Source organism: Polynucleobacter yangtzensis, from assembly GCF_027924165.1.
GTDB lineage: Bacteria > Pseudomonadota > Gammaproteobacteria > Burkholderiales > Burkholderiaceae > Polynucleobacter > Polynucleobacter yangtzensis.
On record NZ_AP026973.1, the window covers coordinates 1,382,407 to 1,404,375 of the forward strand.

Below are 21,969 nucleotides of genomic sequence, written 5' to 3' on the forward strand. Positions count from 1 at the left end.
ACTAAACAACCCTCTTAGTGGTACTGAACTTGTACGGGATCTTTTTGCTTGGATGCCAAGATTTGGTTCAAACTATGTAAGCAGGCATCATCTGGATAGATGCGCAGCTCTTCTGGGAACTGCATCAAGCAAGCGCCACCACTAGTGGTAACAGCAGCAGTCAACATTAAGCCCTTCATGCCATCATTTGAGCCCGGCGCAGCTGGAGCAAAAGCCCCTAACTTAGGATCTCTGACGCGATTAGCCATCAAGTAAGGATTAATTTGACTACGCAGCATCTTGATATCAATAGCGTTATCAATACATACGTGAATGTTACGAGCAAAACGCATACGCGCACCAGTGATGTCCATCACCGCCTCAGAAACAATACGCATACCACCTGAGAACTTATCGGGAGTCACGTTCACTTTGGCGACTAGGAGCTCATCTTCCTTGAGCCATGAGCGATTAGGCTCATACACTTCGCTATACAAAGTGACTTCCAGGGCCGCAGTGCCATCATCAATTGTCGCAATCATCATGCGACCGCGCTGGCCAGTCAACATCCGCGCTGAAGTAATGATGCCAGCGATCAGCTGATCTTTGCCTTCAGTAACTTTTGACAAAGGTTGACGAATGAAGTGGGAGGTCTCGTCACGATAGGCATCAAACATATGACCCGTTAAACAGAGCCCTAAAGCATTCTTCTCTTCTTGCAGACGCTTCTTTTCAGACCAAACAGGCTCGCGTACTAACTCTGGTAGATGGCGATTCTCTTCGCCAGCAACTTCAAACAAGCTCACTTGATGAATCGATGCCTCAGCTTGCTCGGCAGCTTCAATCGCTCTCGCTAAAGAAGCAAGCAAGGTTGAGCGAATATCGTACAGATTGCCACCCGCAGGAACGGAGTCACGATACAAGCTATCAAATGCACCAGCACGCATTAAGGCTTCAATCGCACGGCGATTAACCTGTCTGCGGTCTACACGAGCACAGAAATCAAACAGATCCTTAAATGGTCCGCCAGTCTCTCGCGCTTTAACTATCGACTCAATTGCAGCCTCGCCAGTACCACGTACTGCACCTAAGCCGTAACGGACATGACTAATTGGGGAGTCTGGAGCTGCATCAGGCGCTCGCAATGGGGTGAACTCATAAACACCAGTATTAATGTCTGGCGAGAACACTCGAATGTTATTCACCAAGCAATCGTCGTACAGAATCTTCACCTTATCGGTGTCATCCATCGCGAGTGATAAGTTGGCTGCCATAAATTCTGCGGGGTAATACGCTTTAAGCCAAGCAGTTTGATATGCCAAAAGCGCATAGGCAGCAGCGTGGGACTTATTAAATCCGTAGCCCGCAAAGCGCTCCATCAAGTCATAGATTTCGTTGGCTTTACTCTCGGAGATACCGCCAGCTTTTGCACCATCACTAAAGATCTTGCGATGCTGTGCCATTTCTTCAGGCTTTTTCTTACCCATCGCACGGCGCAACATATCAGCGCCACCCAATGAGTAGCCGCCAATCATCTGCGCCATCTGCATCACCTGCTCTTGGTAGACCATGATGCCGTAGGTCTCACGCAGAACTGGCTCAATACGCGGATCGGGATATTCGACTTTTTGACGACCGTGTTTACGCTCAATAAAGTCTGGGATCAAATCCATAGGACCTGGGCGATACAAAGCCACCAAGGCAATAATGTCTTCAAAGCGGTCGGGCTTAGCTTCGCGAAGCATACCTTGCATGCCACGGCTTTCTAGCTGGAAGACAGCTACCGTATTAGCGCGCTTAAGAACATCAAATGCTTTTTCATCATCAAGCGGTATCTCACCGATATTCCAATCTCTGCGATCAGCGTGCAAGGTTTTAATCCAACGCTCTGCTGCTGCCAAGATCGTGAGCGTGGTTAAACCCAAGAAGTCGAACTTCACCAAGCCGATTGCTTCTACGTCATCTTTATCAAACTGACTAATGACGGAGCTACTGTCTTGATCTTTGCTTTCTTGGGTGTAGAGCGGACAGAAATCCGTGAGGCGCCCTGGGGCGATCAATACACCACCCGCATGCATACCCACGTTACGAGTCATGCCCTCTAATTGCTGCGCTAATGAAAGTAATTGACGCACCTCGTCTTCATTCTTTTCGCGTTCGGCTAATTGCTTCTCTTCCTTCTTAGCCATTTCAATCGTCATGTACTGACCTGGCTTATTCGGCACTAACTTAGCGATGCCGTCTACGAAGTTATAGCCTTGCTCAAGCACACGTCCCACATCACGAATCGCTGCTCGTGCAGCCATGGTTCCGAAGGTGGCAATCTGACTCACCGCATCTTTGCCGTACTTATCTTTCACATACTGAATCACACGGTCGCGACCGTGCTGACAGAAGTCAATATCGAAGTCTGGCATCGATACCCGCTCTGGATTGAGGAAGCGCTCAAAGAGTAAGTTGTAACGCAGCGGATCCAAATCGGTAATACCGAGTGAGTACGCGACTAAAGAGCCCGCACCAGATCCACGACCCGGCCCTACAGGCACTCCATTGTTTTTAGCCCAGTTAATGAAGTCTGCCACGATTAAGAAGTAACCAGGAAATCCCATTTGAGAGATGGTCTTCACCTCAAAGACCAAACGCTCGTGATAGCGGGCCATTTCTTTTTCGCGTTCTTGCGCATCCGGGAAGTTGCGTTCCATATGGCGCTTCAGACCGATCTCAGATTGCTGCAAGAGATAGTCTTCCAAAGTAATTCCAGGTGGTATTGGAAAATCTGGCAAGCGTGGCTGACCTAAAACCAAAGAGAGATTGCAACGCTTAGCAATTTCAACAGAGTTTGCAATTGCTGCTGGCAAATCTGCGAAACGTTTTTCCATCTCTTCTTGGGTCAAGAAGTATTGCTCTTCATTAAACTTTTTGGTGCGACGTGGATTGCCAAGCAATTCGCCTTCAGCAATACAAACACGGGCTTCATGCGCCGTAAAGTCACTTCTCTGCATGAACTGCACTGGGTGTGTTGCAACCACCGGTAAATCGAGCTCACTCGCTAAATGACAGGCAAGTTGCAGTTGCTTCTCGTCTTGTGGATTACCGCCGCGCTGAACCTCGATATAGAAGGAATTGGGAAACAGCTTTTCATAACGTCTAGCAATAATCCTCGCTTGATCTTCTTGACCAGCTAGCAATGCTGCCCCTACTTCACCCATGCGCGCGCCAGAGAGCGCAATCAATCCATAAGATAAGGTCCGCTTGGCTTTTTTATCTTCAGCTTTAGCAGCAGGCTCACTAAACCAAGCAGAATCCACTTCAGCACGACCGCGTGATTGATTATCTAAAGAGGCCCTACTGAGCAACTCACATAAATTGAGATATCCAGAATGGTTTTGAACTAAGAGCAATAAACGATGGGGCTGGTCTGGATCTTGCGGATTGCTGATCCAAACGTCGGCACCAGCAATCGGTTTAATGCCACTTGAGCGTGCGGCAGTATAAAAACGCACTAAACCAAATAAATTACTTAAATCCGTAATCGCTAGGGCGCCCATCTCATCCTTGACGGCCGCCGCGACTGCATCATCAATGCGAACGACTCCATCCGTAATCGAAAACTCGGAATGGACGCGGAGATGTACAAAACGGGGTAAAGCCATGAGATGATTTTAGCTGTGTCGACACCTAAAAACCCTCCATCCCCAGCCGGCGGCTATCGCGGGCGATTTGCCCCTTCCCCTACTGGCCCACTGCACGCCGGATCCCTGGTTGCTGCCCTCGGAAGCTGGCTAGATGCCCGCAAAAATGGGGGTAAATGGCTCCTCAGAATCGAGGATTTAGACACCCCTCGCTGCATCCCCGAAGCAACCCAGCAAATACAGTCCCAATTGCTCGCCTGTGGGCTTGCCTGGGATGAGGAGATCATCCATCAATCCCAGCGCCAAGAGGCTTACCAGAGGGCTTTGGAGCGCTTAAAAAGCTTGAAATGCCTTTATGCCTGTACTTGCTCTAGGCAGACCATTGCCTACACCCTAGCCAACCTCGGAATAGAAACCCCCCGCAATCAAGAAATAGTCTATCCAGGCACCTGCCGCCCCGCCTCTTTAATAAGCAATTCCGCAGAAGCCTTTAAAAATTCGGGGAAAGCTTGGCGGATTGCTCTACCCCCAAATTGCCATATAGAATTTGAGGATTTAGAACTAGGACACCAAAGCCAAAATCTCAATCAGGAAGTCGGTGATTTTGTACTACGCAGAAGCGATGGATTATTTACCTACCAGCTAGCTGTTGTAGTTGATGATGCCGAACAAGGCATTACCCATATCGTGCGTGGCAAAGATTTATTGAGCAATACCGCAAGACAAATTTACTTACAAAAGATATTGGGATATCAGAGGCCAAAGTATTTTCATCTACCTTTAGTACTTGATGAGCATGGTGAAAAGCTTAGTAAACAAACACTCGCAACGCAAATCAATACGCAAGATGAAAAACACTCGCTGATGGAGTTACGTAAAGCAGCAAAGCATTTGGGATTGAAAAACTTGCCTGACGGCGAGAACACTACGATTGCAGAGTGGCTGTTAGCAGCCACTCATGCATGGAAAAACTAAAGAACTTAGCCTTTCCTTTTTTATTTCTTGCTTCTTTAATTCTTTTTTCCTTAATTCTTACTTCTTGATTCTTTAATTCTTGATTCTTTATTTCTTTTTAAAGCCACCGAGCAAAGCACCAACGGCAGGCTTAGCAGGTGTAATACCTACTTTTTTCTCTTCGGGCTTTGCAGGATCTGTAGTGGAGGCTGTAGATGCAGATGGCTCGTAAGGCTTGTAGAAGAAAGGATCAGACATTTTTGCTGGTGCACTGCCATAGCTACTGGATGATGGGCGACTTTGTGCAGGCACACCTTCAGGCAAAGGCTTCACATCCAATTTACGCTTCATCAACTTTTCAATATCGTCGAGTAAGCGTTTCTCACTAGCATCAACCAATGCAATCGCATCGCCCTTGCTGCCAGCGCGACCGGTACGACCGATACGGTGAATAAAGTCTTCTGCGTTGTATGGCAGTTCGTGATTGATTACGCAAGGCATATCCGGAATATCCAAACCACGAGCAGCTACATCAGTCGCCACTAAAGCTTCGATGGCGCCAGACTTAAATGCATCCAAAGTTAAAGTACGTTCACCTTGGCTCTTATCGCCATGAATCGCGCCCGCTTTAATACCATCACGCTCTAAGGCGCGTGATAACTTTGCACAGCCCAAACGGCTATTGGTAAAGATGATGCATTGACGTGATAAGCCCGCACGTGTGCGTGCTTCAAGCACCTTCACAATCGCACGTTGCTTATCGGCGGAAGAAACCATATGCACTACTTGCTTAACCGTATCGGCAGCAGCATTTTGACGAGCAACCTCAACAGTCACTGGGGTACGCAAATAACTTTGCGCCAGCTTTTTGATTTCTGGTGAGAAAGTCGCCGAGAACAATAAGGTTTGCCTTTGCGCCGGAATTAAATCAATGATGCGTTGTAGATCTGGCAAGAAACCCATGTCGAGCATGCGATCGGCTTCGTCCAAAACCAAGATCTCTACTTGCGAGAGGTTGGCCACTTTTGAACCAATGTGATCAAGCAAACGACCAGGGGTGGCAATCAGGATCTCTACGCCATTACGCAAAATACCTACTTGCTCTTTCATGTCCACACCGCCGTAGACCACTGCAGCGCGCAGATCAGTGTGCTTTGAGTAGTTCGCAGCGTTTTCAGCCACTTGCACGGCCAACTCACGGGTTGGCGTGAGAACCAATGCACGAATGGGATGACGCGCTGGTGACGCGCTATTGCTAGCGTGACGCAAAATCTTTTGAATGATCGGCAATACAAAGGCAGCTGTCTTACCGGTACCGGTTTGCGCAGCGCCCATGAGGTCGCTTCCCGCTAAGACATGCGGAATCGATTGCGCTTGAATCGGAGTTGGAGTGTTATAGCCCTGCTCCAGAACCGCTTTTTGAATTTTCGGATCTAAACCAAAGTCAGCAAAAGTGATTGTTGCCGGAGGTGAAGTAGTGGCAGCAGTGTCAGTGTCAGTAACACTAGGGTTAGCGGCTTCGCTAACCCCTGTAGAAGAATTTATTTCAGTAGCAGTATTTGTCAAGGTAACTTACAGGATGGCCGCAATGCCGGCCTTAGCAGTTTCAGCATCCTCGGTCGATTTAACGCCGGAAACGCCGACTGCGCCGATGGTAAACCCATTTACCTCGATATTGACCCCACCCTCCAACATGCCCGAGATATGCGGAGCAGATAAGAAAGAGGTACGGCCGTTATTAATAATTTCTTCGTAGACACGGCTCTCACGTTTACCCATTGCTGCAGTACGTGCTTTTTCTTGAGCAATGTATGTGGATACAGGAGCGCAACCATCACGACGAATTAAACCCAAGACATGACCGCCATCATCACAAACGGCAATAGTGACAGCCCAATTATTTGCGGCAGCGTGTTTGTTTGCTGCATCCAAAATCTTTTGAACATCAGCTTGAGTTAAATATGGTTTAGTAGCCAACATGTTTAATCTTTCTTTGTCTCGAATATGTTTTATATGATGAAAGTGCTATCTATATAGAGCACCTGAATTATAAGGGGTGTAGCCCGACTTCGGTCTAGAAGCCTTGCTACACCCTGTCTCCACCCAACTTATTGATTATTTAAGGCTATTTGAGAAATTCTTGGGCGGCAACTACGCCGCTGGCCTTGGGTTTAAAGCCCATGGAGCCCAAGCTCATCTCTACACCACTTAAAGCAGCCATCAAGCTCAATTCATTGCAATCGCCCAAATGGCCGATGCGGAATGCCTTGCCTTTGATCTTACCTAAACCAGTACCCAATGAGAGGTTGAACTTCTCTAAAGCATGTTTACGCAATACATCGGCATCCATGCCTTCTGGTGTTGCAATACAAGTAAGTACTGGTGAATAGCAATCTTTGTCTTGACACTGAATTTCTAAGCCCCAAGCTTTCACCGCTTCACGACAAGCTGCTGCTAAACGTTGATGACGTGCAAAGATCGTATCTAAACCTTCAGCCATCATCATGTCCATTGCTTCATGCAATCCATACATCAAATTGGTGCTTGGAGTTGTCGGCCAGTAACCTGTTTTATTGGATTCGAGAATTTCATCCCAAGCCCAATATGCTTTGTGCATTTTGTTATTTTTACTAGCTTCGATGGCGCGCGGTGATAAGGCATTAAAGCCAATGCCTGGTGGCAACATTAAGCCTTTTTGTGAGCCAGAGATGGTGACGTCAGCGCCCCACTTGTCATGCTCATAATCCGCTGAACCCAAGCCAGATACGCTATCTACGAGCAATAAGGCTGGATGTTTCAGAGAATCAATCGCTTTACGCACTGCTGCGATATTTGATGTCACACCAGTAGAAGTTTCGTTGTGTACTACGCAAACCGCTTTGATTTCATGGCCAGTGTCTTTGCGTAAACGCTCTTCAATAACAGAAGCATCTACACCCCAACGCCAAGAATCTTGACCTGCTTTACCAACCACTTCGACATCCAAACCAAGGCGCTTACCAAGGGCGCGCCACAAGTTTGCAAACTGACCAGTTTCATAGAACAACACCTTGTCGCCAGGACTCAGTACGTTTACCAAAGCACCTTCCCATGAACCTGTTCCAGAAGCGGAATAAATAATCACAGGCTGCTCAGTTTTAAAAATCTTTTTGATGTTTTCTAAAACCTTCAGACCGAAGGCGCCAAACTCAGGACCACGATGGTCGATAGTTTGATAGCTGATGGCGCGCAGTACGCGTGGGGGCACAGGACTTGGGCCAGGAATATGTAAAAAGTGGCGTCCTGATGCGTGGTTATCAAGTTTCAACATGCTTTGTCTCACTTATGGGTGTGTTTATGGGTGTTATTTCTGGCACTAGTGTATGACAATTTTTGCCAATTTTCCATTTTGTATACAAATTATTTTAAATAATTACTTAAATAAACCTATAAATAGGCATTTAAAGCGTGTATTTATGCTTTATGATGGCTTATTGTTAATTTTGTATACAAATATAGGGTTTAGGGGATTCCAGCATGGCAGCCATAGAACAGCCTAATTCTCAGAATTTGCATGAGGCCACCTTCCAAAAGCTCAGATCACTCTTGGTTGAAGGCAAGATCGCGCCCGGCAGCAAACTCAATGAACGTGAATTAGCTGAGAGTCTCAATGTATCTCGCACCCCTATTCGGGAGGCAATTCGTCGCTTAGCTGCAGATGGCTTAGTAGAACTTATCGCCAATCGTGGTGCCATTGCCGTGCAACTCAGTCTTGAGGATGTCATTCACACTTTTGATGTGATTGCTGACCTTGAAGGATTCTCTGGCGAGTTGGCTGCTAACAATATTAGCGATGCCATCCTCTCTGAATTAGAAGCGCTCCAATATGAAATGATGGCTTCGTATGCGCGCCGTGATTTATCGAGCTATTACAAACTCAATCTACGTATTCATCATCTGATTAATCAAGCAGCAAATAATCCGGTGCTCTCCAAACTCTTCACACAAGTTAATGCACGCATTGAAGCTCTGCGCTTTCGCTCCAACCAAGATGGCGTGAAATGGGAAAAAGCAGTCGAAGAACACCAAGAGATGCTCGACGCCCTCAAAGCCAGAGATGCTGCACGCATGCGCAGAATCATGATCCAGCACGTTCAAAACAAACGTGATGTTGTAGTGCAGTTACTGAAATCAGAAGCAGAAATCAAAGATGCGGAGACAAGCAAGTCATGAATAAGCCCCTAGACCTCAAAGAACTCATGGTAGATCAGGCTGAGCTAGCCAAACGCTTGCGCCAGGAGACTTCTGGTGAAGTTATGACCGATAGCGCGAGTCGTGGACGCTATGCAACGGATGCCTCTATTTATCAAGCGATGCCAGTTGCCGTGTTTGTACCAAAGACTGCGCAAGATATTGCCAGCGCGATTCAGATTGCTGCTGAACTGGGCGTGCCTGTGCTGCCTCGTGGTGGCGGCACCAGCCAATGTGGCCAAACCACTGGCGCAGCACTGGTGATTGATAACACTAAATATTTCAGAAACGTTATAGATCTCAATCTTGATAAAGGTTATGTTGAAGTTGAGCCCGGCATCGTGCTTGATCACCTTAATGGCTCTCTAAAGCAATATGGCCTCTGGTATCCAGTTGACGTTTCTACTGCTGGTCAAGCAACCATTGGCGGCATGGCAGGTAATAACTCCTGCGGCAGTCGCTCCATTGCTTACGGCAATATGGTGCATAACGTTTTAGGTATTGATGCGTGGTTAGCGGATGGCCAAGTCGCACAGTTTGGTAATTACGCTAGCAGTTCTGGCGCTGCAAAAGAGCTAGGTGATTTTGTTAAAAACCTAGCCCACACCCTAACCCCGGAGATTGAGGCCCATTTTCCAAAAGTATTAAGACGGGTAGCGGGATATAACCTCGATATCTTCAATCCTCAAAGTGAATTGCCTTATACCCAAGATGGCAGCGTGAACTTGGCGCACCTGTTAGTGGGCAGCGAAGGTACTTTGGCGTATTTCAAATCTCTCAAGCTCAAACTCGCGCCATTGCCACAACATAAAGTGCTCGGCATTGTGAACTTTGCCAGCTTCTACAAGGCGATGGATAGTGCTCAGCATATTGTGAAGCTCGGCCCTACCGCTGTTGAGTTAGTCGATCGCACCATGATTGATTTGGCGCGCAGCAACCCAAGCTTTAAGAAAACCATTGAAACAGCCTTAGTTGATCACACCGCTAAAACGCCCGAAGCTATTTTATTGGTGGAGTTTTCTGGTGAAGCACATGCACCACTTTTAGAAAAGCTCAAAGCTCTACAAGAACTCATGAGTGATTTGGGTTTGCCGGGTTCTGTAGTGACTATGCCTGACGCATCTCTGCAAAAGAACTTGTGGGAAGTACGTAAAGCTGGTCTGAACATCATGATGAGCCTCAAAGGCGATGGTAAGCCAGTGAGCTTTATTGAAGACTGTGCTGTACCTCTGGAGAGTTTGGCTGATTACACCCAAGCACTCACTGAGGTATTTTCTAAATATGGTTCACGCGGCACTTGGTACGCCCACGCATCCGTAGGTACATTGCACGTACGCCCTATATTGGATATGCGCAGAGACGGCGCTCAGAAGATGCGCGCAGTTGCTGAAGAAGCTTCTGCCCTGGTGCGCAAATACAAAGGTGCTTATAGCGGTGAGCATGGTGATGGTCTATGTCGTGGCGAATGGATCTCTTGGCAGTTTGGTCCAAAGATCACTGAAGCCCTTGCAGAAATTAAATACGCATTTGATCCCAAAGGATTATTTAATCCGGGCAAGATTGTGAACCCACCAAAGATGGATGACTCCATCAACTTTAGATTTCCACCAAGTTATAAAGTGATTCCACTCCAACCGGCATTGGATTGGTCTGCTTGGAACGTACAAAACGATCCTGTCACAGAAGAAACTACAGCGCCAGGCACCGGTGGTGATCCAGCGATGGGTTTAGCTAAAGCAGTGGAGATGTGCAATAACAATGGTCACTGCCGTAAGTTTGATGCGGAAGTCATGTGTCCGAGCTACCGCGTCACCCGTGATGAGAAACATCTGACACGCGGTAGAGCCAACACGCTGCGCCTTGCACTATCCAATCAACTCGACCTGAAGAGTGGCACATCTCCCGAATCTTCACCATTAGCAAGTGATGCCATTAAAGAGGTAATGGAGCTTTGCGTGAGCTGTAAGGCTTGCCGCCGTGAATGTCCTACTGGCGTTGATATGGCAAAGATGAAGATTGAGTTCCTGTCTGCTTACAAAAAGCGTGTAGGCCACTCTCTCAGGGATCTAGCGGTAGCCTATCTTCCCAAATACGCCGGCACGATTAGCAATATTCCATTTTTGCCAAGTCTTCTCAATCTACGCAATCACATTGCGCCGATTGCCAAGCTCCAAGAATGGATCATGGGCATCTCTGCGCAAAGAAGCCTACCAACCTGGAAGAGTAAAACCTTCTGGAACCAAAAGGCAAAAGATTCTTATCAATACACTCCAGAACAATTGGCGAGCAATACCGATGGCAAGGGTGTTGTACTGTTAGCCGATACCTTTAACGCTTACTTTGAAGATGAAAACCTCCAGGCAGCATTAAAAGTACTCAAGGCAGCTGGCTATCGTGTGCATATCCCTAATAAGACTCAAAGCAAGAGCCAAAGTAATGGTCAAACTAAAGCAACAAACCAAGGCAATACTTGCTCAAAAGAGTTTTGCTGTGGCAGAACCTATTTAGCTGCAGGCATGGTTGATAAAGCCAAGGAAACACTTGGTGAATTAGTTGACCATCTCGCGCCTTATGCCGACAAGCACATTCCGATTATTGGTCTAGAGCCTTCATGCTTGTTTACCTTAAAGGATGAAGCTTTGGTAATGGGCTTTGGTGAGCGCGCAGTGAGCGTTTCTAAACAGGCGCAATTGCTAGAAGAATTCTTAGCAAGCGAGGCTAAGGCCGGTAAGCTTCAGTTAAATCTCAAAGCAGCTAATAAATCAGTGCTGTTTCATGGTCACTGTCATCAGAAGTCTTTTGCTGCTGTTACTCCCGCAATGGAATTACTCAAACTCATTCCGAACGCAGAGCCTAAGCTGATTGAATCGTCTTGCTGTGGCATGGCAGGTAGCTTTGGTTATGAAGCTGAGCATATTGAAGTGTCCAAGCAAATGGCTGAAGCTAGCCTATTGCCTAGTATTCGGAAGTCACCAGATAGCTGGGTGGTTGCTGACGGTACAAGCTGTCGTCATCAAATTGCAGATGGGACTCAAAGAGAGGCTGTGCATATCGCCAGAATTTTGGCGGCGCATCTATAAAAACAAAAAAGATGGGCTGGCGTTGTTTGGGTAGTTAGCGAATCACGCCGTAACCCACCATCAACAAGGTTCCAGTCAATAAGGCTGGAACCAATCGTTTTGTGGGTTTAGAAATCATCACGCCAATCGCTAAGGCGCAGATCAGAATACGTATCCATAGAGGTACGGTTGCCATCAGGCCAAGCGGCATCACAATCAAACGCACTGTAAGTGCAGCAACCATCGCGTAGGTCACCGCAGCTAACCAGCGAAAGATCTCGCTATCTTGATTAATACTCTGTGACAGAAATACACCAATAGCACGACAGAAGTACGTACCTAGGCAGGCGCCAACCAAGGCAATCCATAGACCCCAACCCGTCAGTGCATCACTCATGTGACTTAAAGCGTCCATCGCTTCATTCATCCAATCACCCCTGCTTTTTTACGCAAGAACTTACGATCGATAAAGTAAGCCATGGTGCCCGCAACCAAACCAGCCGTTAACAAACTGGTATCGCGATCGAGCATAAAGAAGATGGGTCCAAAGATACAACCCAGGAAGATAGCAATGCGATTGATCCAAGGCTTTACTTCGGTAAAGGTGAGCAAGAAGAACAATGGGTTAATAAACACCAAGCCCAAAGTAACTGGCTTTGGCACCATACCAGCCAAGTAGTAACCTAAGACAGTTCCAGGCACAGAGATCAACCAACATAAGAGCCCTAGCCCTACAAAGTAACTGAGGCGGTGCTTAATCTCAATCGCATGAAACTCCCGCATCGAGATAGCCCATGCTGTCATCGCCAATAAATGGACGGAAGCATAAAGACTACGATTGCGATCTTTTTGATGAAACTGCGGAAAGAGTGTCACCGTCATGGTGATAAAGCGTGTTGAGGTTAGCGTAACCGCTAAAGCGATCGCTAAAACAGATGAGCCAGTAATCGCCATCTCGAGCAAAACAACTTGCCCCGGTAAGGCGAACATGAAAAACGAAGTGAAGGTTGTGAACCAAACATCAAAGCCATTGGTTTTACCCATCGCTCCAAAGCCCACCATACCAGCAAAGAGTACCATCGCAGGCGCACCAGCAGCATCCCGAATGCCAGACCAAAAGGCATGACTTGGATTTTTAAAGCGCTGTACCGCAGCCTCTTCTAGCGGGATTTCGCTAGGATCGATGTAGGGCTGGTCGTTAAATGACATGGGTTAATTGTAAAGCTTGTGGGAATCTATGCTGAGTGCGGATGTTGATCTAAAGCCCACTGAATGTGCTCGGCCACCAGAGGATCAGAACTAGGAAGCGCTGCGTTTAATGCTTCAGTAATTGCGCTCTTCTCAAGCCCGCTAGCCAAAGCATTGCCCATGGCTACTGCTAGATTACGGCGCCAACGGCTGTAACCGATTCTGCGAATGGCACTACCTTCATGGCGTTGCTCAAACTCCGCTTCAGTCCAGGACCAAAGTTGCAATAGGGTCGCCTGCCCTAAACCGTGACGTCTTGCAAAATCCGGCAGATCTGTACGTTTGGCAAACTTATTCCAAGGACAAATGAGCTGGCAGTCATCGCAGCCATACACCCGATTACCCATGGCCTGTCGAAACTCCACAGGAATGGCGTCAGGATTCTCAATGGTCAAGTAAGAGATACATCTTCTCGCATCGAGTTGATAAGGCGCAGTGATAGCTTGTGTAGGACATATATCTATACAGGATGTACAGGTACCACAGCGCTCTTCAACTTCTTCATCAATGGGTAGTGGTACATCCACCAAGATCTCACCCAAGAAGAATGTGGATCCTGATTCTCGATTGAGTAGGAGCGTATGTTTGCCACGCCAGCCTAAGCCTGCTTTGCGTGCCAGCTCTACTTCCATGAGCGGTGCGGAATCCGTAAACACGCGATAGCCTAATTTGCCGATACGCTCTTCAATCAGCTGGGCAAATTCTTGTAAGCGGTTACGCAGCACCTTGTGATAATCGCGCCCTCTGGCATACATCGATACGACTGCTTGCGTAGGATCTTCTAGTCGTTGCCATTCAACATCAAAATCTGTCTCAGGCGGCAGGTAGTTCATCGACACACAAATAACGCGTACTGTTCCGGGAACTAAGAGTTCGGGATTAGAGCGCAATTCTGCGTGGCGCTGCATGTATTCCATTTGACCGTGGCGACCTTCAGCCAACCACTCTTTCAGGCGCTCAGTTGCAGGACCTAAATGGGTGTCGGTGATCCGCAAGCCATCAAACCCCAAGGCCATAGCCTGGGTATTGAGCCAATCGCGCAGATTGGACTCATCTAAGGTTTGAGAGCCGGCAGGTAAAGACATATGGAATACAGAATGTAGCGCAATAATTGAATAAACTAGGGGAATGGCTCAAACACAGGCAATCCAGTCCCCGCTCACCGCAATAGATCTCTATTGTAGGCAGGAAGCCGACACCGCCTCTCTTGCGAAGCAGCTAGCCACCAGTTTTACGCAATACCTGACTAAGCAGCCAGGCTCACATCTCAATATCTCCCTTGAGGGCGATTTGGGTGCGGGCAAAACGACTTTTGCGAGATACCTTATTCAAGCAATGGGTCATGAGGGCAAAGTAAAGAGTCCTACTTACACATTGTGCGAACCATATCCACTGCAATTGAAAGAGCAAGCGATTACCGTTCACCATTTTGATTTGTATCGCATGCGCGATCCCTTGGAGTGGCAAGAGGCAGGATTTGCAGAACACTTTGATGTTCCAGGAATTTGCCTCATTGAGTGGCCAGAAAAAGCAGAAGGTACTTTGCCTGCATTTGATATTCAGATTCAGTTGGCTGCTGGTGCGGAAGAGAATGAACGGACTATTAAGATCAATGCTTTAACCCCGTCTGGAGCAAGCGCATTACTAGAGACGCAAGCAAATTAATGCGTTAGTAATGGATAAGCCATACATGAAACCCAAAAAGATTAACCTCTCCAAAAGACAAACTCTCAAGACTTCAGCAAAGTTCTTGAGTTTTGCTCTATTACTCACTGAAGTTGATATTGCCTGGGGCGCCAAGATATTGGGCGTGCGCGTTTGGCCTTCCGAGGACTACACCCGCGTAACACTGGAATCCGATACACCGCTACCGATTACTCAGCAGATTCTGACTAACCCAGATCGTTTAGTAGTGGACGTACAAGGATTGGAACTCAATCCCACCCTCAAAGATTTAGTAGCCAAAGTTAAACCAAACGATCCTTATATCTCGCAAGTTCGAGTGGGGCAATTTCAGCCGGGTATTGTGCGTTTGGTATTTGACTTAAAAGAACCTATCAAGCCACAACTCTTTACGCTGGATCCAGTAGCTGAGTACAACTACCGCATGGTGTTTGACTTATACCCCACTACACCACCTGATCCTTTAATGGCTTTGGTGAGAAGCAGCGCCAAAAAAGAAACTGCTCTTGAAAAATCCAATGAAGAGGTGGATTTGATTGCGCAGTTCGCGACTAAAAAAGAAAAAGAGCTCGCCAAGGTTCCGGCAGCCCCTGTTGCTCAAGCTATACCTGAAACCAAAGAGTTGCCAGCGCCTGCCAAATACAAGCGCTTAATCACCATTGCGATTGATCCTGGGCATGGCGGCGAGGATCCTGGCGCCATTGGTGCAGCAGGCTCCAAGGAAAAACATGTTGTTCTCGCAATTGCTAAGCGACTCAAAGATAAGATTGAAGGCGAAGCGTATATGCGTCCCTTCTTGACTAGAGATGGCGATTACTTTGTGCCTCTACATGTCCGAGTACAAAAAGCACGCCGTGTTGAAGCAGATCTCTTTGTATCGATTCATGCAGATGCCTTTATCGAAAGAAATGCTAGAGGCGCTTCCGTCTTTGCACTTTCGCAAATGGGTGCTAGTAGTACCACCGCTCGCTGGATGGCCAATAAAGAGAATGCCTCCGATCTCATCGGTGGCATCAATATCAAGACGCAAGATAGGCAGGTTGCCAACTTACTTCTAGATATGTCGACCACTGCTCAGATTAAAGATTCCCTGCAGGTGGGTAATTCGATCTTGAAGCAAATTGGTGGATTTGCAGCCCTACATAAACCCAAGGTAGAACAAGCCAGTTTTGCGGTTTTAAAGGCCCCAGACATCCCCTCAATCCTCGTAGAAACCGCTTTTATTAGCAATCCACAGGAAGAGGCCCGCCTAAACGACGATAACTATCAGGACAAGATCGCAGAGGCGATTTTGAGGGGAATTAAGGAGTATTTTTCCAAAAATCCACCGGTCGCCAGACGGGTAAATTCATAAGCCACTTGTAACTACAAGGGCTGACGGGCAGACCCCGCAAACCCGAGGATGGCCTACAAACTTCTTGCTATAATTTATGGCTTAACTGGGTCGGTAGCTCAGTCGGTAGAGCAGCGGACTTTTAATCCGTTGGTCGCGAGTTCGAATCTCGCCCGACCCACCAGTTATACAAAAGCCTCTAGAGAAATCTAGGGGCTTTTTCTTTTGGTTGTGGCAAATGTGGTTGCTGTGCGGACTCAATCGGAGATCTTGTTAGCGTTAATTGGGTGGGGATGACGGACGCTGGGTAAGACTGGGTAACCGTGAGCGTCTCAAACGACTTACAAGTGTCGCGAAACGCGACACTTGACTATGTGATTTGTCGGGAAACACGACAAAGTATGCCAAAAACCCTTATCGCTCAAATAAGGGTTTATGTAACTTTTTAATTCAATTTTAGCGCTCTACACCCATAAACCAATTTGGCAAACTGGTAACAATATCAGGGAATACTGTGATGAGAACAATAGCCAATATCATGCAACCGAAAAATGGTAAGGTCATACGCGCAATACGGTTGCTATCAATTCCAGTCATATTCTGAAGAACGAATAAATTAAATCCAACTGGTGGAGTAATCTCTGCAATTTCAATCAACATAATGATGAAAATTCCAAACCAAACTAGATCAAAGCCAGCCTTTTCAATTAAAGGCAAGATCACTGCGCTAGTCAACATAATCATTGAGATACCATCTAAAGCTGTCCCTAAAATTAAGTAGACAACAACCAATACAGCAATCAAACCGTAAGGAGATAAATTAAGACTTTGAACATACTCAGCTAGTTCGCGTGGAATTCCAGTAAATGCCATGGTCTTCGTTAAAAATGCAGCACCAGCCAAAATAAACATGATCATGCAACTAACTCTAGTGGCGCCCACTAAGCCTTGCCAAAAATTTTGCCATGTCAAACTACGTCCAGCTGCAGCAATAGCTAGCGAGCCCACCACACCCCAGGCAGCACATTCGGTCGCCGTCGCAATACCGGCTACTAAAACCCAGACAATGAAAACAATCAGTAAGCCACACGGAATCAAGCTTCCTGAGCGATGAATTTTTTGCCAAAAAGTAGTGGGAAGCTCAGCCGGTGGCACCTTATCTGGATGACGCAAACTCCACCAAATGATGTAGCCGGAGAATAAGCCCATCAATAAAAATCCTGGTAAAAAACCAGCTAAAAATAATCGAATTACGCTAGTATCTGCAGCAACAGCATATACAACCATCGTAATTGATGGTGGAATCAAAATACCTAATCCACCAGCTGCTGAAAGAGAGCCTAAGGCGAGACTCTTGTCGTAGCCACGACGGTCTAATTCGGGCAAGGCTACCTTAGCAATCGTTGCGCAAGTTGCCGCTGAAGATCCAGATACGGAGCCAAAAATTCCACACCCCAAAATGGTGGTATGCATTAATCGCCCAGGAACTTTAGAGAGCCAAGGCGATAAGCCATCAAACATTTGTTCGGATAGTTTTGTTCTATAAAGAATTTCTCCCATCCAAATAAACAGGGGTAAGGCAGCCAACTCCCAACTGGATGCAGTTTCCCAAAATGAGGAGAACAAATTAAGACCTGGTTGCGTATTTGTAAAATAAGCCTGACCAATCCAACCCACGATTGCCAGTGTCATCGCTATCCAAACACCGCCACCCAGCATGAGAAGCATGATAAATAAAAGCAACCCGCCTATTTCGAGCAATCCCATTACAGCTCCTCAGAGAAATCGCCACGCGCATGCCGTTCTTCTACTCGAACGACGTAACTAGGCTTTGCGCCGCGCACTACACATAAACATTCATCAACCACCGCTATCATTAAGATGATTGATCCAATCACGAAACTGCATTGTGGAATCCAAATCGGAATAGCCACCATATTTCCTGCGATCTCGTTAAATTCCCAGCTTTGATAAGTAAATAAGGTGGCCCAATAGCCTAGATAGCTAATTGCAATAAACGCAATTGCCAATGAAATAAATTCCATCCATCGACGTACTGCTGGCGATACTGATTCGAGCAAAAGTGTTACCCTAACAAAATCACCGTTGCGAAAGCTATACGCCATACCAAAGAATGCGGCTGATGCACACAACCAAGCAACAACATCATTAATCCACGATACCCGCCAATCTAATTGACGACCGATCGATGCCCCAATCATTAGAATCAGGATAATTAATACTGCGCAGGCAGACAAAGCTCCACCTAACGCATAAAGACCATCCAAAAATCGTCGTATTGAAGAGCGGGCTTGTGGATTAACTGAATTTTCCATGATTAACGGCGATATGTATCTAAAAGAGTTTTGCCATCTGGCCCAGCTTTTTCAAGCCATTCCTTAAGCATAGTGTCGCCAACCTTTTTCATATCAGCTGTAAGCTGAGGTGATGGAGGCATGATTTGAATGCCGTTGGCTTTTAACTTATCTTTAGCTTCCTGATTAACACGCTTACTTGCTGCCAAGCCACGAGCCTCTGCACTTGCAGCTGCTTTTAATAAAGCATCTTGCGAAGACTTATCTAATGAATCAAAGGATTTTTTGTTAACGATAACTAGATTTTTAGGTAGCCATGCTTGCAAGTCATAGTAGTACTTTAGGTGCTCAAATAACTTACTATCAACACCTGTCGCACTAGAGGTCATAGTCGCCTCAACCACTCCAGTTGCCAAGGCCTGAGATAATTCAGCAGCCTGAACCGTTACAGGTTGTGCATTGACGAGATCTGCAATTCTTGCAGTTGCCGGGCTATAAGCTCTCCATTTGATCCCCTTGAGATCGCTGGCGCTAGTAATTGGCTTTTTACTGAATAGACCTTGTGGCGGCCATGGGGTGGAATAGAGATAAAGCATTCCTTGTTCTGCTAATTTTTTTTCAATTAATGGCTTTTGAGCAGCTTGCAGTTTTGCTGACTCCTCATAACTATCAGCTAAAAATGGCAAGCCATCAGCACCGTAAATTTGCCATTCATTTTGATAATTCGCCTCAATAATTTCACCGGCTTGAGCTTGCCCACCTTGAACTGCACGTTTAATTTCAGTAGCTTTGAATAATGATGCATTGGCATGAACAGTAATTTTGAGCTTACCGCCAGTTGACTTATCAACATCATTAGCAAATTGAATCAAATTTTCAGAATGGAAATTGCTCGTTGGATAGGCAGAAGCCAAGTCCCACTTCACCTGAGCTTGCGCTTGGCTTGTGAATATCGACATTGCCAGAATCAGACCACTTACAGCAAATAAAGGACGCTTCATGATGATTAACTCCTTGGGGGTGGAAAAACACTAATGTGATGAAATTTATCACCACAAAGATAAATTGGCATTAGTATATTCCCTAATTATCATTAAATTGTCAACAATTTGTTTTTATAAACCCTATAATAACGGTCAAGAAGTACTTTTAGAGTCATATGAAGGGGATTTAAAGAGATGAAAATGCAATCTATTGAATCAAATCAAGCTAAAAAAGTTACGCCTAGCCAACCCATCGTTTCCTCAGCCCATTTAGTGTCACCCCATAGCGCTGAAATGAGTGAATTTGAATTTGGCCTGATTGTTGCTGGTAACGCATTTCATCGCTGGATTGTTCATTGCATGGCGGCAGCAGGACTTAAAGACTTAACCCCTTTAGACGTTTTGGTTCTGCATCATGTAACCCATCGAGCCAGGGATAAAAAGCTAGCCGATATCTGCTTCATCATGAATGTGGAAGATACACATTTAATTAACTACTCATTAAAAAAATTACAAAGCATCGGGGTTGTCTCTTCTTCCAAAAAGGGAAAAGAAGTAACTTATGCCAGCACGGAGCTAGGAAATGAACATGTTGAACGCTATCGCGCCGTACGCGAACATTGCCTTATCAAGGCGCTAAATGCCGATGAGGGATTGAACCGCGATATAGGCCAACTTGCCTCTTTACTACGAATGCTCTCTGGCGTCTACGATCAGGCAGCAAGAGCTGCGGCATCAATGTAAGCAATGAACAACTTGCAACAACCTCGCTTACTCGCATTAGGGGATGGCGCCTGGACCATAGAGTTTGGCTCAAGCATTGATCCTGTGATTCATTCAAGGGTATTGGGATTTTGTAATGCTCTTCAAAAAAGTACTGATATTGCAGAAAAGATACTGGAGTATCTGCCAAGCTTTCGATCAGTTAGTGTTTACTATGATCCGGCAAAAGTAGATGGAATTCTGCTTGGATCAGAATTATTAAATCTTGCCCAAAACTCAGGAAATCAAGTGTCAGAAGGTAGACAACTTTATATCCCTGTATGTTTTGAAGATGAATTTGGGCCTGATTTAAATGAAGTTGCGCAATTAAAAAATCTAGAAGTTAATAAAGTCATTGATCTAATGACTTCGTCTGTTTTTTCAGTTTATATGATTGGTTTTTTGCCTGGCTTCCCTTACCTTGGCGGCTTACCTGATTCATTAAATATCCCTCGTTTGGCTAATCCACGGTTAACAGTACCTGCGGGATCTATTGCAATAGCTGCAGGTATGTGCGCAGTTTATCCCTGGGAGAGTCCGGGAGGATGGAGACTTTTAGGTCAAACACCTGTCCCACTATTTGACGTAAACCATAGCGATCACCCTGCGCTTATTGCTTCGGGAGATCAAATTCATTGGTGCTCTATCAATAAAGCTAGGTATGCTGAACTCAAGATTGAATGTCAAAAAACTAACTGGGATCGTGACAGCATATTAGAAATAAAGGACTGGTCGTGAGTGCAACGTTTGAAATTACCAATCCTGGTATTGCTGTCAGCATTCAAGATTTTGGACGAATTGGATATCGAAGTATTGGCGTACCGCTCTCTGGCGCGCTAGATGCAAATCTTTTATCAGCAGCAAATGCCCTTGTTAATAACCCACTCGATTCCGCTGGATTTGAAATACGCTGGAGCGGACCGACAATAAAAGCAGTCAATAAACCGATAAGAATTGCTTTAGCAGGCGATATTGGCGCTTGGTTAGCTGACCCACAAGGAATGCGAACACAGGTAGATGCATTTGAAAGTGTACTAGTGCCGCCTGGTCAAAGCTTAGTTATAGATTCCGTCAAAAGTGGTGTTGCATATGCGGCTTTGTCCGGCGGAATACTTGTCCCAAAACAATTGAAGAGCCGCTCTAGCTACCCAAAGGCGAGGATTGGGGGGCATCATGGTCTAGTCTTAAGCTCTGGCGATATCTTGTCATGCCAAGAGGCTGCTGCAGAAATTCCCACAGAATTGAAAGCCACAAAAAAATGGATCAATGAGAGTGGGGATATTCGCGTGATATTGGGCCCCCAGGAGAATCACTTTTCCCCAGAATCAATAGATCAGTTTTTTTCTCAACCGTGGACTATCAGTCGCCAAACTGATCGCATGGGAATGCGTCTTGAAGGGACACCTATAGCCCACAATGAACTAGGAGCAGATATTGTCTCTGACGGCGTCATTCCAGGAGCGATTCAAGTTCCAGCCAATGGTCAGCCAATCATCTTATTAGCTGATTGCCAAACTAGTGGTGGATATCCAAAAATTGCAACCGTTATTAGCGCCGACCTATCAAAGCTAGCGCATAGAAAGCCTGGTGATACCTTGCGCTTTATAAAGGTCAACCACCAAGAAGCAAAAGAAGCTCTAAATAAGAAAACTGAACTATTTGAAGCATGGAAGCAAAGTATCAAACCATTTTTGCCACCTGGCTCTATAGATTTTATTGCTTTATATAACTCGAATTTAGTTTCAGGGGTTCTTAGTGGCTCTGAGGAGTAAGGAGATATAAATTGGAATT

General features: G+C 46.2%; 18 protein-coding genes and 1 tRNA gene. 9 read left to right on the top strand and 10 right to left on the bottom strand.

What is annotated here, in order from left to right; translation table 11 throughout:
- Positions 1-14: 14 nt before the first annotated feature.
- Positions 15-3,632 carry a DNA polymerase III subunit alpha gene (gene dnaE, locus QMF28_RS06840; protein WP_281741890.1) on the bottom strand — a complete coding sequence of 1,206 codons (3,618 nt, stop codon included), beginning with the start codon at positions 3,630-3,632 and terminating at the stop codon, positions 15-17.
- Between the two features lie 15 nt (positions 3,633-3,647).
- On the opposite strand from dnaE, the gene gluQRS reads away from it, so the two are divergent.
- Positions 3,648-4,586: a tRNA glutamyl-Q(34) synthetase GluQRS gene (gene gluQRS / locus QMF28_RS06845; protein WP_281741891.1), complete on the top strand. Its 939-nt coding sequence runs from the start codon at positions 3,648-3,650 to the stop codon at positions 4,584-4,586.
- An 87-nt stretch (positions 4,587-4,673) separates the two neighbouring features.
- Here gluQRS and QMF28_RS06850 read toward each other — a convergent pair whose 3' ends face one another.
- From QMF28_RS06850 to QMF28_RS06860, 3 genes are all read right to left on the bottom strand, one after another.
- Entirely contained in the window at positions 4,674-6,131 is a 1,458-nt protein-coding gene (locus QMF28_RS06850) for a DEAD/DEAH box helicase (RefSeq protein ID WP_281741892.1), read from the bottom strand.
- Between the two features lie 6 nt (positions 6,132-6,137).
- A complete protein-coding gene (locus QMF28_RS06855; protein WP_205627529.1) occupies positions 6,138-6,542 on the bottom strand; it encodes a GlcG/HbpS family heme-binding protein in 405 nt (134 codons plus the stop codon).
- A 148-nt stretch (positions 6,543-6,690) separates the two neighbouring features.
- Entirely contained in the window at positions 6,691-7,875 is a 1,185-nt protein-coding gene (locus QMF28_RS06860; RefSeq protein WP_281741893.1) for a pyridoxal-phosphate-dependent aminotransferase family protein, read from the bottom strand.
- A 206-nt stretch (positions 7,876-8,081) separates the two neighbouring features.
- On the opposite strand from QMF28_RS06860, the gene QMF28_RS06865 reads away from it, so the two are divergent.
- Complete coding sequence (locus tag QMF28_RS06865; RefSeq protein WP_281741895.1) at positions 8,082-8,777, top strand: GntR family transcriptional regulator; 696 nt, start codon at positions 8,082-8,084, stop codon at positions 8,775-8,777.
- Positions 8,774-11,875, top strand: a complete 3,102-nt coding sequence (locus QMF28_RS06870; protein WP_281741896.1) for an FAD-binding and (Fe-S)-binding domain-containing protein — start codon at positions 8,774-8,776, stop codon at positions 11,873-11,875. The genes QMF28_RS06865 and QMF28_RS06870 overlap by 4 nt, the downstream gene beginning before the upstream one ends.
- Before the next feature lie 34 nt (positions 11,876-11,909).
- On the opposite strand, the gene QMF28_RS06875 is transcribed toward QMF28_RS06870, so the two are convergent.
- The 3 genes from QMF28_RS06875 to queG are packed head-to-tail and all read right to left on the bottom strand — an operon-like array spanning position 11,910 to position 14,187.
- The gene (locus QMF28_RS06875; protein ID WP_281741898.1) at positions 11,910-12,281 is read right to left on the bottom strand and encodes an AzlD domain-containing protein; all 372 of its coding nucleotides are present in this window, start codon (positions 12,279-12,281) and stop codon (positions 11,910-11,912) included.
- A complete protein-coding gene (locus QMF28_RS06880; RefSeq protein ID WP_281741899.1) occupies positions 12,278-13,063 on the bottom strand; it encodes an AzlC family ABC transporter permease in 786 nt (261 codons plus the stop codon). Before QMF28_RS06880 ends, QMF28_RS06875 begins: the two co-directional genes overlap by 4 nt.
- Positions 13,064-13,089: 26 nt before the next feature.
- On the bottom strand, positions 13,090-14,187 hold the full coding sequence (gene queG / locus QMF28_RS06885; protein WP_425594890.1) for a tRNA epoxyqueuosine(34) reductase QueG: 1,098 nt from the start codon (positions 14,185-14,187) through the stop codon (positions 13,090-13,092).
- A gap of 43 nt (positions 14,188-14,230) precedes the next feature.
- On the opposite strand from queG, the gene tsaE reads away from it, so the two are divergent.
- The 3 genes from tsaE to QMF28_RS06900 all read left to right on the top strand — a co-directional run bounded on the left by tsaE (position 14,231) and on the right by QMF28_RS06900 (position 16,302).
- Entirely contained in the window at positions 14,231-14,767 is a 537-nt protein-coding gene (gene tsaE / locus QMF28_RS06890) for a tRNA (adenosine(37)-N6)-threonylcarbamoyltransferase complex ATPase subunit type 1 TsaE (RefSeq protein WP_281741901.1), read from the top strand.
- Between the two features lie 10 nt (positions 14,768-14,777).
- A complete protein-coding gene (locus QMF28_RS06895) occupies positions 14,778-16,139 on the top strand; it encodes an N-acetylmuramoyl-L-alanine amidase (protein WP_281741903.1) in 1,362 nt (453 codons plus the stop codon).
- 87 nt (positions 16,140-16,226) lie between these two features.
- A tRNA-Lys gene (locus QMF28_RS06900) sits at positions 16,227-16,302 on the top strand.
- A gap of 272 nt (positions 16,303-16,574) precedes the next feature.
- Here QMF28_RS06900 and QMF28_RS06905 read toward each other — a convergent pair.
- Genes QMF28_RS06905 through QMF28_RS06915 form a run of 3 tightly spaced genes read right to left on the bottom strand, consistent with a single transcriptional unit; the run spans position 16,575 to position 19,434 of the window.
- On the bottom strand, positions 16,575-17,885 hold the full coding sequence (locus QMF28_RS06905; protein WP_281741904.1) for a TRAP transporter large permease: 1,311 nt from the start codon (positions 17,883-17,885) through the stop codon (positions 16,575-16,577).
- Positions 17,885-18,454, bottom strand: a complete 570-nt coding sequence (locus tag QMF28_RS06910) for a TRAP transporter small permease subunit (RefSeq protein ID WP_281741905.1) — start codon at positions 18,452-18,454, stop codon at positions 17,885-17,887. Before QMF28_RS06910 ends, QMF28_RS06905 begins: the two co-directional genes overlap by 1 nt.
- 2 nt (positions 18,455-18,456) lie before the next feature.
- Complete coding sequence (locus QMF28_RS06915) at positions 18,457-19,434, bottom strand: TRAP transporter substrate-binding protein (RefSeq protein ID WP_281741906.1); 978 nt, start codon at positions 19,432-19,434, stop codon at positions 18,457-18,459.
- Between the two features lie 183 nt (positions 19,435-19,617).
- On the opposite strand from QMF28_RS06915, the gene QMF28_RS06920 reads away from it, so the two are divergent.
- Genes QMF28_RS06920 through QMF28_RS06930 form a run of 3 tightly spaced genes read left to right on the top strand, consistent with a single transcriptional unit; the run spans position 19,618 to position 21,950 of the window.
- The gene (locus QMF28_RS06920) at positions 19,618-20,160 is read left to right on the top strand and encodes a winged helix DNA-binding protein (RefSeq protein WP_216188457.1); all 543 of its coding nucleotides are present in this window, start codon (positions 19,618-19,620) and stop codon (positions 20,158-20,160) included.
- A gap of 3 nt (positions 20,161-20,163) precedes the next feature.
- On the top strand, positions 20,164-20,916 hold the full coding sequence (pxpB, locus tag QMF28_RS06925) for a 5-oxoprolinase subunit PxpB (RefSeq protein WP_281741907.1): 753 nt from the start codon (positions 20,164-20,166) through the stop codon (positions 20,914-20,916).
- Positions 20,913-21,950 carry a 5-oxoprolinase subunit C family protein gene (locus QMF28_RS06930; protein WP_281741909.1) on the top strand — a complete coding sequence of 346 codons (1,038 nt, stop codon included), beginning with the start codon at positions 20,913-20,915 and terminating at the stop codon, positions 21,948-21,950. Before pxpB ends, QMF28_RS06930 begins: the two co-directional genes overlap by 4 nt.
- The last annotated feature ends 19 nt before the right edge of the window (positions 21,951-21,969 follow it).